Origin of the sequence: Sphingopyxis sp. RIFCSPHIGHO2_12_FULL_65_19, assembly GCF_001830555.1 — a bacterium.
GTDB lineage: Bacteria > Pseudomonadota > Alphaproteobacteria > Sphingomonadales > Sphingomonadaceae > Sphingopyxis.
On record NZ_MIAM01000015.1, the window covers coordinates 53,964 to 66,906 of the forward strand.

Annotated in this window: 12 protein-coding genes and 1 tRNA gene; 6 read left to right on the plus strand and 7 right to left on the minus strand. The window is 64.8% G+C overall.

All coding sequences use genetic code 11. The features are described 5' to 3' along the window. Nucleotides 1-27 precede the first annotated feature (27 nt). From A3E77_RS04140 to A3E77_RS04160, 5 genes are all read right to left on the minus strand, one after another. Nucleotides 28-1,017, minus strand: coding sequence for a DNA polymerase III subunit delta' (locus tag A3E77_RS04140; RefSeq protein WP_293643573.1), 990 nt, complete (start codon nucleotides 1,015-1,017; stop codon nucleotides 28-30). After that, nucleotides 1,005-1,628 (minus strand): dTMP kinase, encoded by a 624-nt coding sequence (gene tmk, locus A3E77_RS04145; RefSeq protein ID WP_293643574.1) that lies wholly within the window; start codon nucleotides 1,626-1,628, stop codon nucleotides 1,005-1,007. Before tmk ends, A3E77_RS04140 begins: the two co-directional genes overlap by 13 nt. Nucleotides 1,629-1,703: 75 nt before the next feature. Further along, the gene (locus A3E77_RS04150) at nucleotides 1,704-2,666 is read right to left on the minus strand and encodes a D-alanyl-D-alanine carboxypeptidase family protein (protein ID WP_293643575.1); all 963 of its coding nucleotides are present in this window, start codon (nucleotides 2,664-2,666) and stop codon (nucleotides 1,704-1,706) included. Between the two features lie 11 nt (nucleotides 2,667-2,677). Continuing rightward, nucleotides 2,678-3,676 (minus strand): septal ring lytic transglycosylase RlpA family protein, encoded by a 999-nt coding sequence (locus A3E77_RS04155; RefSeq protein ID WP_293643576.1) that lies wholly within the window; start codon nucleotides 3,674-3,676, stop codon nucleotides 2,678-2,680. After that, a complete protein-coding gene (locus A3E77_RS04160) occupies nucleotides 3,660-4,655 on the minus strand; it encodes a lytic murein transglycosylase (protein ID WP_293643577.1) in 996 nt (331 codons plus the stop codon). The genes A3E77_RS04155 and A3E77_RS04160 overlap by 17 nt, the downstream gene beginning before the upstream one ends. 212 nt (nucleotides 4,656-4,867) lie before the next feature. Here A3E77_RS04160 and A3E77_RS04165 point away from each other — a divergent pair. Continuing rightward, nucleotides 4,868-4,957, plus strand: a tRNA-Ser gene (locus tag A3E77_RS04165). A gap of 1 nt (nucleotide 4,958) precedes the next feature. Here A3E77_RS04165 and A3E77_RS04170 read toward each other — a convergent pair. Together A3E77_RS04170 and A3E77_RS04175 are read right to left on the minus strand one after the other, a co-directional pair. After that, complete coding sequence (locus A3E77_RS04170; protein WP_293643578.1) at nucleotides 4,959-6,041, minus strand: flavin reductase; 1,083 nt, start codon at nucleotides 6,039-6,041, stop codon at nucleotides 4,959-4,961. A 143-nt stretch (nucleotides 6,042-6,184) separates the two neighbouring features. Continuing rightward, nucleotides 6,185-7,165 (minus strand): NAD(P)H-dependent flavin oxidoreductase, encoded by a 981-nt coding sequence (locus A3E77_RS04175; protein ID WP_293643579.1) that lies wholly within the window; start codon nucleotides 7,163-7,165, stop codon nucleotides 6,185-6,187. A gap of 121 nt (nucleotides 7,166-7,286) precedes the next feature. Here A3E77_RS04175 and A3E77_RS04180 point away from each other — a divergent pair, with 121 nt between their 5' ends. The 5 genes from A3E77_RS04180 to A3E77_RS04200 all read left to right on the plus strand — a co-directional run bounded on the left by A3E77_RS04180 (nucleotide 7,287) and on the right by A3E77_RS04200 (nucleotide 12,942). Further along, complete coding sequence (locus A3E77_RS04180) at nucleotides 7,287-8,468, plus strand: acyl-CoA dehydrogenase family protein (protein WP_293643580.1); 1,182 nt, start codon at nucleotides 7,287-7,289, stop codon at nucleotides 8,466-8,468. A 110-nt stretch (nucleotides 8,469-8,578) separates the two neighbouring features. Beyond that, the gene (locus tag A3E77_RS04185) at nucleotides 8,579-9,673 is read left to right on the plus strand and encodes an acyl-CoA dehydrogenase family protein (protein WP_293643581.1); all 1,095 of its coding nucleotides are present in this window, start codon (nucleotides 8,579-8,581) and stop codon (nucleotides 9,671-9,673) included. Next, a complete protein-coding gene (locus A3E77_RS04190; protein WP_293643582.1) occupies nucleotides 9,670-10,875 on the plus strand; it encodes an acyl-CoA dehydrogenase family protein in 1,206 nt (401 codons plus the stop codon). The genes A3E77_RS04185 and A3E77_RS04190 overlap by 4 nt, the downstream gene beginning before the upstream one ends. Nucleotides 10,876-10,886: 11 nt before the next feature. Continuing rightward, nucleotides 10,887-11,669, plus strand: a complete 783-nt coding sequence (locus A3E77_RS04195) for an SDR family NAD(P)-dependent oxidoreductase (RefSeq protein ID WP_293643583.1) — start codon at nucleotides 10,887-10,889, stop codon at nucleotides 11,667-11,669. Between the two features lie 22 nt (nucleotides 11,670-11,691). Then, nucleotides 11,692-12,942 carry an acetyl-CoA C-acetyltransferase gene (locus A3E77_RS04200; protein ID WP_293643584.1) on the plus strand — a complete coding sequence of 417 codons (1,251 nt, stop codon included), beginning with the start codon at nucleotides 11,692-11,694 and terminating at the stop codon, nucleotides 12,940-12,942. The last annotated feature ends 1 nt before the right edge of the window (nucleotide 12,943 follow it).

The window sequence follows — 12,943 nt, forward strand, 5'->3', positions numbered from 1 at the left end:
AGCCGCTGGCGCGCGCAAGGGAAAGCGTCAGCGTGCCGCCCGTCCGTGGCGCGGCGCCAGGTCGGCGAGGCAATTGCCGATTTCAAAGCCGACCATGGCCCCGTCATAGGACCCGCGGATCGCGTCGCGGACGGTGCGCTGGACACGATCCCATTGCGCCAAGATCGGTGCAATCTCGGCAACCGGGCGCTCGCGGGCGAGACGGGCGAGAAGTCCAGGGACGATGTCGATGACGAGTTCCAGCCGCGCACGGTTGCTCGTCCCGCCGACCTCGCGCGCCAGCGCCTCGCGCAGCCGGTTTTCGGGGTCCCCCGATGTCGCGATGGCAAGCAGCTTCTTTTCCATCGCTGCGACGTCGCTGTCGATCAGCGCAATTGCTTTGCCCGGAACCCCGCCCGCGGCGCCAACGATCGCGCGCACATCCGCCATGTCGAGCATCGGGCGCAGTTCATGCAGCCAAGCTGTCATGACGTCATCGTTAACAGGCTGGAAACGCAGGATTCTGCAACGCGACCGGATCGTCGGTAACAGCCGTCCGGGCGAGTGGCTGATCAGCAGGAAGAGCGTTTTGGCGGGCGGCTCCTCCAGCGTTTTCAACAGCGCATTGGCGCCGTCGGTTTCAAGATCATCCACTGCATCGACGAGGATGACCCGCCATTCACCCAGGGACAGCGACAGATGCAGGCGGCGGATCATCTGGCGCACCTGTTCGATCGTGATGTTGCGTGCCAGATCCTTGGTCTTGTCCTTTGGCTGGCGTGCGAGCCGGAGGATTTCGGGATGATTGCCCGCGTCGACAAGGCGTGCGGCTGCGTCGTCGCCCCGGTCATCCAGCGTCAGCGCCCCGCCCTCGCCGCCCCGGCCATGGGTGACGAGAAAACGCGCGACATTTTCGGCAAACGCCCCCTTCCCCATTCCCTGCGGTCCAGCGAGCAGCCAGGCGTGATGAAGGCGCCCCACCTGCCAGGCGTCCATGAACGCCTTTTCGGCATCCTGATGGCCGATCATGGCAGCCATTCCGCCAGGTGGGAGAGGATGGCCGCCGTGACGTCGTCCGCTGCTGCGTCGGCATCGACAATCCGCCAGCGCGCGGGCTCTGCGGTCGCCATTTCGACGAAACGCGCGGTCAGGCGCGCCTGATAATCGGCGGGGTTGTTGCCCATGCGATCAGAGCCCCCACGCGCCGCAACACGGCGGGCCGCTTCGTCCGCGCTGACCGTCAGCAGGAAGGTGCGGTCGGGAAGCAGGCCATTCGACCCGAAATCATGGAGCGCGAGCAGGTCGGCGTCGGTGATTCCGCCGCCGCCGCCCTGATAGGCGCGGCTCGAATCGACGAAACGGTCGCAAAGCACCCACGCCCCGCGCTCGATCGCCGGACGGATCAGGCGCGCGACATGATCGGCGCGCGCCGCGGCAAACAGCAACGCCTCGCTGCGCGCGTCCCAGCGGTCGTCGCTCCCCTCCATCAACAGCGTGCGGATCGCCTCGGCGCCGACGCTGCCACCGGGTTCGCGCGTCGCGACGGTTTCGATCCCGCGCGACTGCAACACGGCGGCGAGCGCGCGGATCTGGGTCGATTTGCCGACCCCTTCGCCGCCCTCCAGCGTGACAAAGCGCCCGCGCGTCATCGCGCTAACCGGACATGTCGAGGAAGGCGGCGGCGGGCAGGCATGGTTCGGCGGTAGCGGGGCCGGCGGCCTTTGTCATCTGCGCGTCGCGGCCGTCCCGCCTTTCGGCGGCTTCGCATTCGCGACGGACGCCCCAGCGGCGCCAAACCCCCATTCCATCAGCCGCTCGGCCTCTTCGCGCCGCGCCTTCTCGCTTTTCATACCCGCGACGACGAGGACCAGGCGGCGGCCATCGCGCTTCGCCGAACCGAGGAAGCAATAGCCCGCCTCGGACGTGTGGCCTGTCTTGAGGCCGTCGGCCCCGGCGAAACGGCCGAGAATGGGATTGCGGTTCGGCTGGATGATCGGCTTGCCTTCAGGCGACTTGCCGTGCTGGAATCGCGGAATCGAAAAATAGCGCGCATAGCCGGCGGGATGGTCGCTGATCAGGCGGTCGGCGAGCAGGACCAGATCGGCGGCGCTGACCTGGGTGATGCCGCCGTCAGGCCAGCCGCTGGGCGTTCCGAAACGACTCGACGTCATGCCAATTTTGCCCGCGACGACATTCATTCTTTTAACAAAAGCGGCCTCACTGCCGTCAATGCCGACCGCCAACACCGCCGCCGCGTCGTTGCCGGACACCGTGATCAACCCTTTGAGCAGGTCGTCGACCGACACTTTCTCGTTCGGTGCCAGGAACATGGTCGAACCGCCGGTGCTGCTGTTCCATTTCTTCCACGTCGCTTCCCCGACGGTGAATTGCCTGTCGCGCGCCAATTCGCCGCTCTCGATCAGGTCGAGAACGACATAGGCCGTCATCACCTTTGCCATCGAGGCGGGGGGAAAGCGTTTTTCGGCGCCACGTGAAAAGAGGATCGCGCCCGAATCCATATCCTTCAGCATCACGATCGGCGCCTGCGTCACATAGGGTGACCGGGCAGCCGGCGCGGTCTTCGCCGCGCGGGTGTCGTTGGCGAATGCGGCGGGGCCAGCGAGGGCGAGGCTGAGGAGAGCCAGCGCCGCGAGGCTGCCTTTCGACCGCGCCCTTCCTCTCGCCATGCGCGCGCCGGTCAACGGTTGCGCTGGACCACCGCGTCGCGGAAGCCCTTGGCCTTGGCGGTCGCAAGTCCGCTGCGTGCATCGGCATCGCTGGCGAACGGCCCGATCCGCACGCGCCACAGCTGGCCGGCTTTCGTGACATGTCCGCCGACCGATTTCGCCGCGGCATTGGCACGGGCTTCGGTGCTGAATGCGCCAACCTGAACGACATATTTGCCCGATGCGACCGCCGCAGGCTTCGCCGTCGCGGCAGCGCCAGCGGTCGGCTTGGCTGGCGGCGCCACTTTGGGGGTCGGCATCACCGTTGCGGGGCTGTCGGCGATAAAGCGATCGTCGCCCGGCTTGGCGTTGGCCGATGCGATGGGCGCGGTGGCCGCGGCCGAAGCCGCAGCGGCCTTTGGAACGGGCAAGGCCTTCGCCTTGTTCCGCAAAATGGCGAGCAGCGAGTCGGGGGTCGCGATGCGTTCAGGAACCGGCTTTCCGGTGCGAAGCTGCGCGCGCTCGGCGGCGATCGGATTGGTCCGGCGGACGCGGACGGCGGAGACACCGGCGGTGAGGCCCAGCTGCTCCGCAGCGCCGCGCGACAGGTCGATCAGGCGGTCGCCGACCATCGGGCCGCGGTCGTTGACGCGCACCAGAATCGTCCGCCCGGTGTCGAGCGCGGTAACCTCGACATAGCTCGGTAGCGGCAGGGTCTTGTGCGCAGCGCTGATCGCCGCGGGATCGAATGTCTCCCCATTGGCGGTCGGCCGCCCGGCCAGTTCGTCGCCATACCAGCTTGCATAGCCGACATCGTCATAATCGGGAATGTCGGCGGGCGTGTAGGTGACGCCGTCGATCGTATAAGGATCGCCGATCTTGACCGGGACGTCGGGAACGGCCGCGACGGTCGCGGCGGGCGCGGGGTTTGCCGCCGGCCCGCCCTCGCGCGTGCCATCGAAACTGCCGCAGCCGGACAGCATCAGCGCCGCCCCGGCCATCAGGCCCGCGTCCTTAACGATCGATTTCATCCGCCAGCAACCCCACAGACAGTGCGTAAAAATTGGAACAATTATAGTCCAATATCGCACGATAGTTACCGGTCAGCAAATATGCGGTCCGTCCCGGCCCATCGGGTTCGAGCAAGGTCGCCTGGATATTGCTGTCGGGCCAGCGTCCGTCGAGCGTCTGGACACCCGCGGCGCGCCACTCCGCCCTCGAGCGCCAGCGGCTGTGGCGGTCGAAAACGCGGGGACAGCGCGTCGGGCTGAGCTTGTTCGCAACCGCGGCGCGATTGAATCCGGCCGGAACGCTCACCGCGACACCCCATGGTTGCCCGGCGCGCCAGCCAGCGCGGCGAAGGTACGAGCCGATCGATTCGATGGCATCGGCTTCGCTCGACCAGATGCGCGCGACGCCGTCGCCATCGCCATCCTCGGCCACCGCCAGATAGACCGACGGCAGGAATTGCGGATAGCCGAACGCGCCTGCCCAACTGCCCTTGAGCGCAGCGCGCGGGACGCCTTGCTCGACCATCACCATCGTTGCGATCAGTTCGGGCTCGAACAGGCTGCGGCGGCGGCCTTCATAGGCCAGGGTCGCGAGTGCTTCCGGCAGGTCGAAACTGCCGGTGACCTGACCATAAGCGGTTTCATGCCCGTAAATGGCGATCATGATGCTCGTCGGGACCCCGGTGCGTGCTTCGATGCGCGACAGAAGCGGAAGCAGCCGGTCGTGAACGCGGCGCCCGCCGCCGATGCGCGCTGCATCGACATGCTTGATCCGGTAAGGCGCGAAGGCCGGGATCGGGGTGTTGGGGCTGGGCGGGCTGCCAAGATTGTCGCGGTCGAGCGCAACCACGCGCGCATTATAGCGCAGGCCCGACGTCACCCGGTCAAAAGTTGCCCGCGACACACCGCGCGCCTGCGCCTTGGGCCACAGCGACTGGACGTAGGTGTCGAAGCCCGTATCGCCGCTTTGCGCGTGGAGCGGCGCCGACGCCGTGAGCATCCACGCCGACAAACACGCTGCGGCAAGAGTGAAAAGGCGTCCGATTCTGAAACGTATAGCTTGCATGATGTCCCCACCCATAAGGCGTGTCTCGCACAGATGCGAGCGCCTTGGCTAGGCAGCCGCGGGATGAGTTGAGTCATTCACGCGGTGGGTCGAGCGGGCAAGGTTTTGCTTGCCGCCGGACGCCTGCACGCTATGGCGGCGGCCGAGGACAGGTGGCCGAGTGGTTTAAGGCAGCGGTCTTGAAAACCGCCGTGGGTGCAAGCTCACCGTGGGTTCGAATCCCACCCTGTCCGCCAGTCAGGCAAAATGCAGCCGCCGGTATTTGCCGCGGAAATACAGCAGCGGATCGCGGTGCGGTTCAAACTGCGCACGGACGACGCGGCCGACGAGGATGAAATGATCGCCCGCCTCGTGCAGCGATTCCCGCTGGCATTCAAACGAGACGAGCGAACTGTCCAGCAGCGGGACGCCGGTCTGGCCGGGCGTCCATGGCTGGTTCGCGAACCTGTCTTCGCCCTTTGCCGCAAAGCGGTTCGATGTCGGCTGCTGGCCGATTTGCAGGACGTTGACGCCGAAATGGCCCGCGTTGCGCAGCGCAGGAGCGGTCCCCGCCGTATTGGCGATACAGACGAGCAAGAGCGGCGGATCGAGGGAAACCGAGGTAAAGCTGTTGGCGGTGAGCCCGACCGGCGCGCTTGCATCGTCCAGCGCCGTCACGATCGTGATGCCGGTGGCGAAACAGCCCATCGCGTCGCGCAGCGTCCGCGGGTCCGATCCCGCCTTGAATTCCATCGCTTCGCGCGGCTGGCGTCGTTCGAGAAATTCGAGCAGCTGGCCTAGCAACGCCTCTCTGCGGTCGGAGGCCAGTTCCAGGTCGCATTCGTCGATGTCTGCACTTTCGCCAAACGGCAACGCGGCGTTGAACGTGTCGCTGACGGCGCTGCCCTGCGCCGGCGAGAAGCCGCCCCGCACGACAAGCGCGGGAACCGCAAGGCGCGCCGCGACGTCGTTGGCGATCGCATCGTCATCGACCGGCATATCGACCAGCACCAATCCGGCAGCGAGAAGCGCACCATCGAGAGCCAGGGCGCGCGTCGCGATCCAACCCCCGCGTCCGGCCGTCACGACGATAGGGCGCGATCCCATCTGCGCGAGCACCGCGCGCAAATCCTCTATATGCGGGGCAAGGTCCCCCGTCTCGCGAAGGTCAAGATTGACGACGCGGCGCCCCGAGAGCACCAGCGCGTCGGCGACGTCGCGCCAGGCCGCTCGGCTCTGCCCCACGTCGGGGATCAACAGCACCGCCGGATCATTTTCGTCACCCAGCATGTCCGCCGACAGCCGAACGCCGCCGAAACCTTTATATTCGATGACGCTCAAGCTTCCCCCAAACATCTTTGCTGCCGCGCCGGCTGGCACGGACGGCCAGCGGCATGCGATGCGACCAGATTGCGAAGAATCGGGTCATATCGGATGCGGCCGCGCCGCGCCAGCGCGGCGGGCGTGTCAGGCGTGCAGCGAAGTCAGGCGCGCATCGACGCCAGCCGCTGATCGATGATCGCATCGGCGTCGGCGATGATGCGGTCGATCAACTGCTGACAGGTCGGGATATCGTGGATCAGCCCCTGCACCATGCCGGCCCAGAAGACGCCCTTGCAGAGGTCGCCGGTTTCGAGCAGCTCCCGGCCCGCCTTGCCGTTCACCAGGTCGGCCACGTCGGCGAAGGTCGCATCGGGAGCGGCCAAGCGCCGCACGACCTCTTCGCTGACCGCGCTCTTGCCCACGCGTGCGGTGTTCTTGAGGCTGCGGAAAATCAGGAAACTGCCACGCTCGTCATTATCGATATAAGCCTGTTTCACATTATCGTGGATTGGCGCCTCGACCGTGGCGCAAAAGCGCGTGCCCATGTTGATACCCTCGGCGCCGAGCGTCAGTGCCGCGACCAGTCCGCGTCCGTCGCCAAACCCGCCCGACGCCAGCATCGGGATTTTCACCTTGTCGGCCGCCGCCGGGATCAGGATCAGCCCCGGAATATCGTCCTCGCCCGGATGGCCGGCGCATTCAAAACCGTCGATCGATATGATGTCGCAGCCCGCGCGCTCCGCGGACAGCGCATGGCGCACCGCGGTGCATTTGTGGAGGATCGTGACGCCATGGGGCTTCAGCATTTCCCAAATCTCGCGCACGGCCTGCGTCCCGGCGGTTTCGACAATCTTGACCCCGCCGTCGATGATTGCCTGCGCATAGGCTTTATAGTCGGGAGCATTGATCGTCGGGAACACCGTCATGTTCACGCCGAACGGCTTATCGGTCATCGCGCGGCAGCGTTCGATCTCGGCGCGAAGTGCCTCGGGCGTCGGCTGGGTCAGCGCTGTCAGGATGCCAAGGCCACCGGCGTTTGATACGGCGGCGGCAAGTTCGGCATAGCCGACGCTCTGCATCCCGCCCTGGACGATCGGATGCTCGATACCCAGCATTTCGGTGATGCGTGTCTTGAAAGCCATTCGGTCCCTCCTCAAACAATCCTGCCCTTACGGCATCTTCGCACCGATCCATGAAATAACTTGACGCTTACGTCAACGTCGGGTTGATTGGAGCAAAGGTTAGATAGCGAAGGGAATCGAAATGGCGGCGGACGAAGGCATATCGGATCGGGCAATGGCGATCGCCGCGCAGGTCGAAGCGTTCGTTCGCGAAATCGTCATTTCCTATGAAAAAGATCCGCGCCGCGACCATCATGGCGCGCCGACCGACGAGCTGGTGATGGACATGCGCGAACAGGCGCGCGCGGCTGGCGTCCTGACGCCGCATATCCTGAGCGACGGGAGCCACCTCAACCAGCGCGAGACCGCCGTGGTGCTGATCAAGAGCGGCCTGTCGCCGCTTGGCCCGCTTGCCTGCAACACGATGGCGCCCGACGAGGGCAATATGTATCTGCTCGGCAAGGAAGGCAGTCCCGAACTCAAGGCGCGCTTCCTGAAGCCGATGGTCGAAGGTCGCGTCCGTTCGGCCTTTTTCATGACCGAACCCGCCGAAGACGGCGGTGCCGGGTCCGACCCCTCGATGATGAAAACGACGTGCCATCTCGATGGCAATCATTGGGTCGTGAACGGCCGCAAGACCTTTATCACCGGCGCGCAGGGCGCGCGCGTCGGCATCGTGATGGCAAAGGCCGAACAAGGCGCGTGCATGTTCCTGATTGACTTGCCCGACCCCGCGATCCGCATCGACGATGTGCCGAACACGATCGACAATTCGATGCCCGGCGGCCATGCCACGTTGACGATCGACAATTTGCGCATTCCCGCCGACCAGATGCTGGGACAGGCTGGGGAGGGTTTTCGCTATGCGCAGGTGCGGCTGTCCCCTGCCCGCCTGTCGCATTGTATGCGCTGGCTCGGCGCGTGCCTTCGCGCGCACGAGATCGCCACCGATTACGCCAACCGCCGCGAAGCGTTTGGCAAGCCGCTGATCGAGCATGAGGGCGTCGGCTTCATGCTCGCAGAAAACATGATCGACCTGAAACAGGCCGAGCTGATGATCGATTGGTGCGCAGGCGTGCTCGACACCGGATCGCTCGGCACGGTCGAAAGTTCGATGGCAAAAGTTGCGGTGTCCGAAGCACTGATGCGTATCGCCGATCGCTGCGTCCAGGTGATGGGCGGCACGGGGGTCACCGACAAGACGATCGTCGAACAGGTGTTTCGTGAAGTGCGCGCTTTCCGCATCTACGACGGGCCGACCGAGGTGCACAAATGGAGCCTGGCGAAAAAAATCCGGCGCGACTGGAAAGCGGCGATCGCCTGACACGCCCGCTAGTTGCGCGGCGGAATGCCTGATGTCAAACCTCTTGACGTTTACGTCAACGTCCGGTTCACTGACTCGACAAGATATATGGGAGAAGGACGGGTGCAGCGATGACCATCCTCTATGACGAAGGCCAGCAGGCGATCGCGACCGAATCGCGGCGCGTGCTGGAAGCGCGGGTCGGCAAAGAGGCCCTGTTGCCGCTTCTCGAAACCGTCGGCGAATATCATCAACCGTTCTGGGACACCGCGAAGGAACAGGGCTGGACCGCGCTGGCGCTTCCCGAAGCCGACGGCGGACTGGGCCTTGGTCTGATCGAGCTGGGTTTGATCGCGCATCAGGCGGGGCGCAGCATCAGCGGCGCTCCGTTCCTGACGTCGAGCTTCGGCGCGGCCAAGGCGATCGAGCTTTTCGGTTCTGACGCGCAAAAGGGGCGCTGGCTGCCGGGATTGGCAAGCGGCACGACCATTGGCGCGATCGCATTCGCGGCGGGGCCCGACGCCCTGCCCCGCCAGCCCGATGTGACGCTGACCGGCGATCGGATCGACGGGACATTGCGCGGGGTTTCGGCGGGGCTCGCCGCCGATGTTGCCATTGTTCTTGCAAACGGACCGGGTATGCCGGTTCTCGCACTCGTCCATCTGGACGGCGTGCAGCGTGTCGCCGTGCCAAGCTTCGACAACAGCCGCCTGATCGCCGACCTTGGCTTTTCGGACGCACCAGCGGAAACGCTTGTCGTTGGCGATGCCGCGCGCACGGCCGCGCTTCACATTCTGGCGCTGCAATCGGTGGTGACCGCGCATGAACAGACCGGGGGCGCCGAGGCATTGATGGAGATTGCCCGCGACTATGCGCTCACCCGCCGCGCCTTCGGCCAGCCGATCGGTGCCTTTCAGTCGGTAAAGCACCGGATCGCCGAGCTTTACGGTCTTGTCGAACTCGCCCGAGCGAATTGCATTCACGCCGCCGCGCGCGAAGGTGCGACCGATTTCATCACCGCCGCCGCGGCCGCGCGCCTGTCGGCGACCGAGGCCTATGACACCGCGGCGCGCGATTGCATCCAGATCCACGGCGGCATCGGCGTTACCTGGGAAATCGGGCTGCATCTTCACATGCGGCGCGCGCGCAGCCTGGCGATCGAGCAGGGCAGCAGCCTGTTCTGGGAAGATGTGCTGGTCGACCAGCTTGCGGGAGAAACGGCATGAGCGACCTTGATGCCTATCGGGCCAAAGCCGCGGCGTGGCTTGCCTCGATGGCGCCGACCTATGGCCGCGATGCGCGCAAGGGGCTGTCCGAAGCCGATGACCTGGCGCTCGGACGCCGTTACCAGAAAGCGAAGTTCGACGCCGGTTATGCGGGGATCAACTGGCCGACCGAATATGGCGGCCAGGGCCTCGGCCATCTGGAAAAAGTCACCTTCGATGCAGAGGAAATGAAGCACGGCTTCCCGAGCTTCTATTTCGGAATCTCGCTGGGAATGCCCGTGCCCGTGCTGATGCAGTTCGGCAGCGACAAGGATTTCGTCAAGGAGCGCGTGCTGAAAGCATTGCAGGGTGAGGAAATCTGGTGCCAGCTTTTCTCGGAACCTTCCGGCGGGTCAGACCTTGCGGGCCTGCGCACCAAGGCCGAGCCGGACGGCAACGGGTGGAAGATCAACGGCCAGAAAGTCTGGACGAGCTGGGCGCATTACAGCGACTATGGCGTGATCGTCGTCCGCACCGATCCCAATGTGCCCAAGCACAAGGGCCTTACCTATTTCTGGGTCGACATGAAGGCGCCGGGTGTCACCGTGCGCCCGATCAAGCTGGCGGGCGGCGACAGCCATGTGAATGAAGTGTTTTTCGACGATGTGAAGATCACCGACGATCATCGTATGTCGCCGGTTGGGGGCGGCTTTGCGGTCGCGATCGCGACGCTGATGATCGAACGTTATGTCGCGACCGACAGCGCGGGCTTCGGCCCGCATCTCGACCTGTTCGTTCAGTTGGCGAAAGATATTGCGCTCAATGGCCGCCCTGCAATCGAGGACGGCCGCATTCGGCAACAGATCGCGCGCAACCATGCGATGCGCTCGGGGCTCGATTCGATCAACGTGCGGGCGCGGTTGATGATGCAGGCCGGGATGATGCCGGGACCCGAAGGGTCGCTGAACAAGCTGGTCGCCGTGCGGTCGCGCCAGAAACTTTCCGAACTGGCGCTCGACCTTCAGGGCAGCGGTGGTTTCCTGTTCGACGAACATGCCTCGCCGAAGGAAGATTGGGCGTCGAGTTGGATCAATGCACCGACCGGCCGCATCGCGGGGGGATCGGACGAAACATTGCTCAACACGATTGCGGAAAAAGTGCTTGGCCTGCCGCAGGACCATCGCCCCGACAAGGGCATCCCGTTCAATCAGATTCCTGCCTGAGGAGCCTCCCCATGAAAATCGATTCTACTGTTTCAGCCGTCGTGACGGGCGGCGCTTCGGGGCTTGGCCGGGCGACCGCCGAGGCGCTTGCGGCGTCGGGCGTGAAGGTAGCGATCTTCGACATCAACGACGCGTTGGGAGAGGAAGTCGCGGCATCGATCGGCGGACTGTTCGTGCATGTCGACATCACCGACGAACAATCGGTGCTGGACGGCTATACCAAGGCGCGGGCGGCGCACGGACAGGAACGTGTCTGCGTTCATTGTGCGATGACCTCGCGCCGCGGCAAAACCCTGGCCTATGACAAGGAAACCGGCAGCTTTCGCCGCACCCCGACCGAGGATTATGCTTATGGCGTCGCGGGTATCCTGACCGCCAGTTACCGCATCGGATCGATCGCGGCCGAGGGCATGGCGACGCTTCCCGAAATGGAAGACGGCGAACGCGGAGCGATTATCTTTACCGCGTCGGTCGCGGCACAGGACGCGCAGATCGGACAGGTCATCTATGGATCGGCGAAGGCCGGTGTGAACGGCCTTGTCCTGCCGATGGCGCGCGACCTGATGGACCTCGGCATTCGCGTCAATTCCATCATGCCGGGCGTGTTCGGCACGCCGCTGCTCGGCAACATGAACCCGAAGGTGAAGGAGAGCCTTGAAGCATCGGTTCCCTTCCCCAAGCGGCTTGGCAAGGCCGAGGAATATGCGAGCCTGGCGATGGAGATGGTCCGCAACACCTATTTCAACGGCCAAGCGGTCCGCCTTGACGGCGCGATCCGTATGGCTCCCCGTTAATCTTTCCCGAAAGGAATATTCCATGGCCGAAGCCTATATCATCGACGCCGTCCGCACCCCGCGCGGGGTGGGCAAACCCGGCAAGGGCGCGCTGTCGCATCTTCACCCCCAGCATCTCGCTGCGACCGTCCTTGCCGCAATCCGCGACCGCAACAATCTCGATACCGCGACGGTCGACGATATCGTCTGGTCGACGTCGAGCCAGAATGGCAAGCAGGGCGGCGACCTTGGCCGCATGGCAGCGCTTTCGGCAGGCTATGACACCAAGGCATCGGGTACCACGCTCGATCGCTTCTGTGGCGGCGGTATCAGCTCGGTCAATTTCGCGGCTGCCAGCGTGATGAGCGGTATGGAGGACTGCGTCATCGCGGGCGGGACCGAGATGATGAGCTACACAACCGCCTTTGCCGCCGAGCAGGCGAATGCCGGCCTCCCGCCACGCCTGATGGGGTCCGGGCACGAGGCGCTCGACGAACTTCACCCGCAGTCGCATCAGGGGGTGTGCGGCGACGCAATCGCGACGATCGAAGGCATCAGCCGCGAAGCGCTCGACGCCCTAGCGCTGGTCAGCCAGCAGCGCGCCGATCGGGCGATCAAGGAAGGCCGCTTCGCCAAATCGGTGGTCCCGGTTCTGAACACCGACGGCAGCGTCGCGCTCGACCGCGAGGAATTTCCGCGTCCCGAAACGACCGCCGAAGGGCTTGCTGCGCTGAAGCCGAGCTTCACCGGCCTCGCCGATTTCGATCTCGGTGGGGGCTTCACCTTTCGCAAGCAGATCAATCGGCGTTACCCTGACCTGGAAATCCAGCATTTCCACCATGCGGGCAACTCGTCGGGTGTGGTTGACGGCGCCGCCGCGATCCTTCTCGCGTCCAAAGATTATGCCGACAAGCATGGGCTGAAGCCCCGCGCCCGCGTCGTCGCTTATGCCAATATCGGCGACGACCCGACGCTGATGCTCAATGCCCCCGTCCCCGCGGCCAAGAAGGTGCTGGAAAAGGCAGGGCTGACCAAGGACGACATCGACGTCTGGGAAATCAACGAAGCCTTCTCCGTCGTCGCCGAAAAGTTCATCCGCGATCTCGATCTCGACCGCGAGAAGGTCAACATCAACGGCGGCGCGATGGCGCTCGGCCATCCGATCGGCGCCACCGGGTCGATCCTGATCGGCACCGCGCTCGACGAACTGGAACGGTCGGGCGGCCGCTATGGCCTGGTCACGATGTGCGCCGCCGGCGGCATGGCGCCCGCGATCATCATCGAACGTATTTAAG

Excerpts from the sequence above, each read along its gene's own strand:
- A3E77_RS04140 (WP_293643573.1), bottom strand. The coding sequence starts at position 1,017 with ATGGCTGCCATGATCGGCCATCAGGATGCCGAAAAGGCGTTCATGGAC.
- tmk (WP_293643574.1), bottom strand. The coding sequence starts at position 1,628 with ATGACGCGCGGGCGCTTTGTCACGCTGGAGGGCGGCGAAGGGGTCGGC.
- A3E77_RS04150 (WP_293643575.1), bottom strand. The coding sequence starts at position 2,666 with ATGGCGAGAGGAAGGGCGCGGTCGAAAGGCAGCCTCGCGGCGCTGGCT.
- A3E77_RS04155 (WP_293643576.1), bottom strand. The coding sequence starts at position 3,676 with ATGAAATCGATCGTTAAGGACGCGGGCCTGATGGCCGGGGCGGCGCTG.
- A3E77_RS04160 (WP_293643577.1), bottom strand. The coding sequence starts at position 4,655 with ATGCTCACGGCGTCGGCGCCGCTCCACGCGCAAAGCGGCGATACGGGC.
- A3E77_RS04175 (WP_293643579.1), bottom strand. The coding sequence starts at position 7,165 with ATGGCTTTCAAGACACGCATCACCGAAATGCTGGGTATCGAGCATCCG.
- A3E77_RS04180 (WP_293643580.1), top strand. The coding sequence starts at position 7,287 with ATGGCGGCGGACGAAGGCATATCGGATCGGGCAATGGCGATCGCCGCG.
- A3E77_RS04185 (WP_293643581.1), top strand. The coding sequence starts at position 8,579 with ATGACCATCCTCTATGACGAAGGCCAGCAGGCGATCGCGACCGAATCG.
- A3E77_RS04190 (WP_293643582.1), top strand. The coding sequence starts at position 9,670 with ATGAGCGACCTTGATGCCTATCGGGCCAAAGCCGCGGCGTGGCTTGCC.
- A3E77_RS04195 (WP_293643583.1), top strand. The coding sequence starts at position 10,887 with ATGAAAATCGATTCTACTGTTTCAGCCGTCGTGACGGGCGGCGCTTCG.
- A3E77_RS04200 (WP_293643584.1), top strand. The coding sequence starts at position 11,692 with ATGGCCGAAGCCTATATCATCGACGCCGTCCGCACCCCGCGCGGGGTG.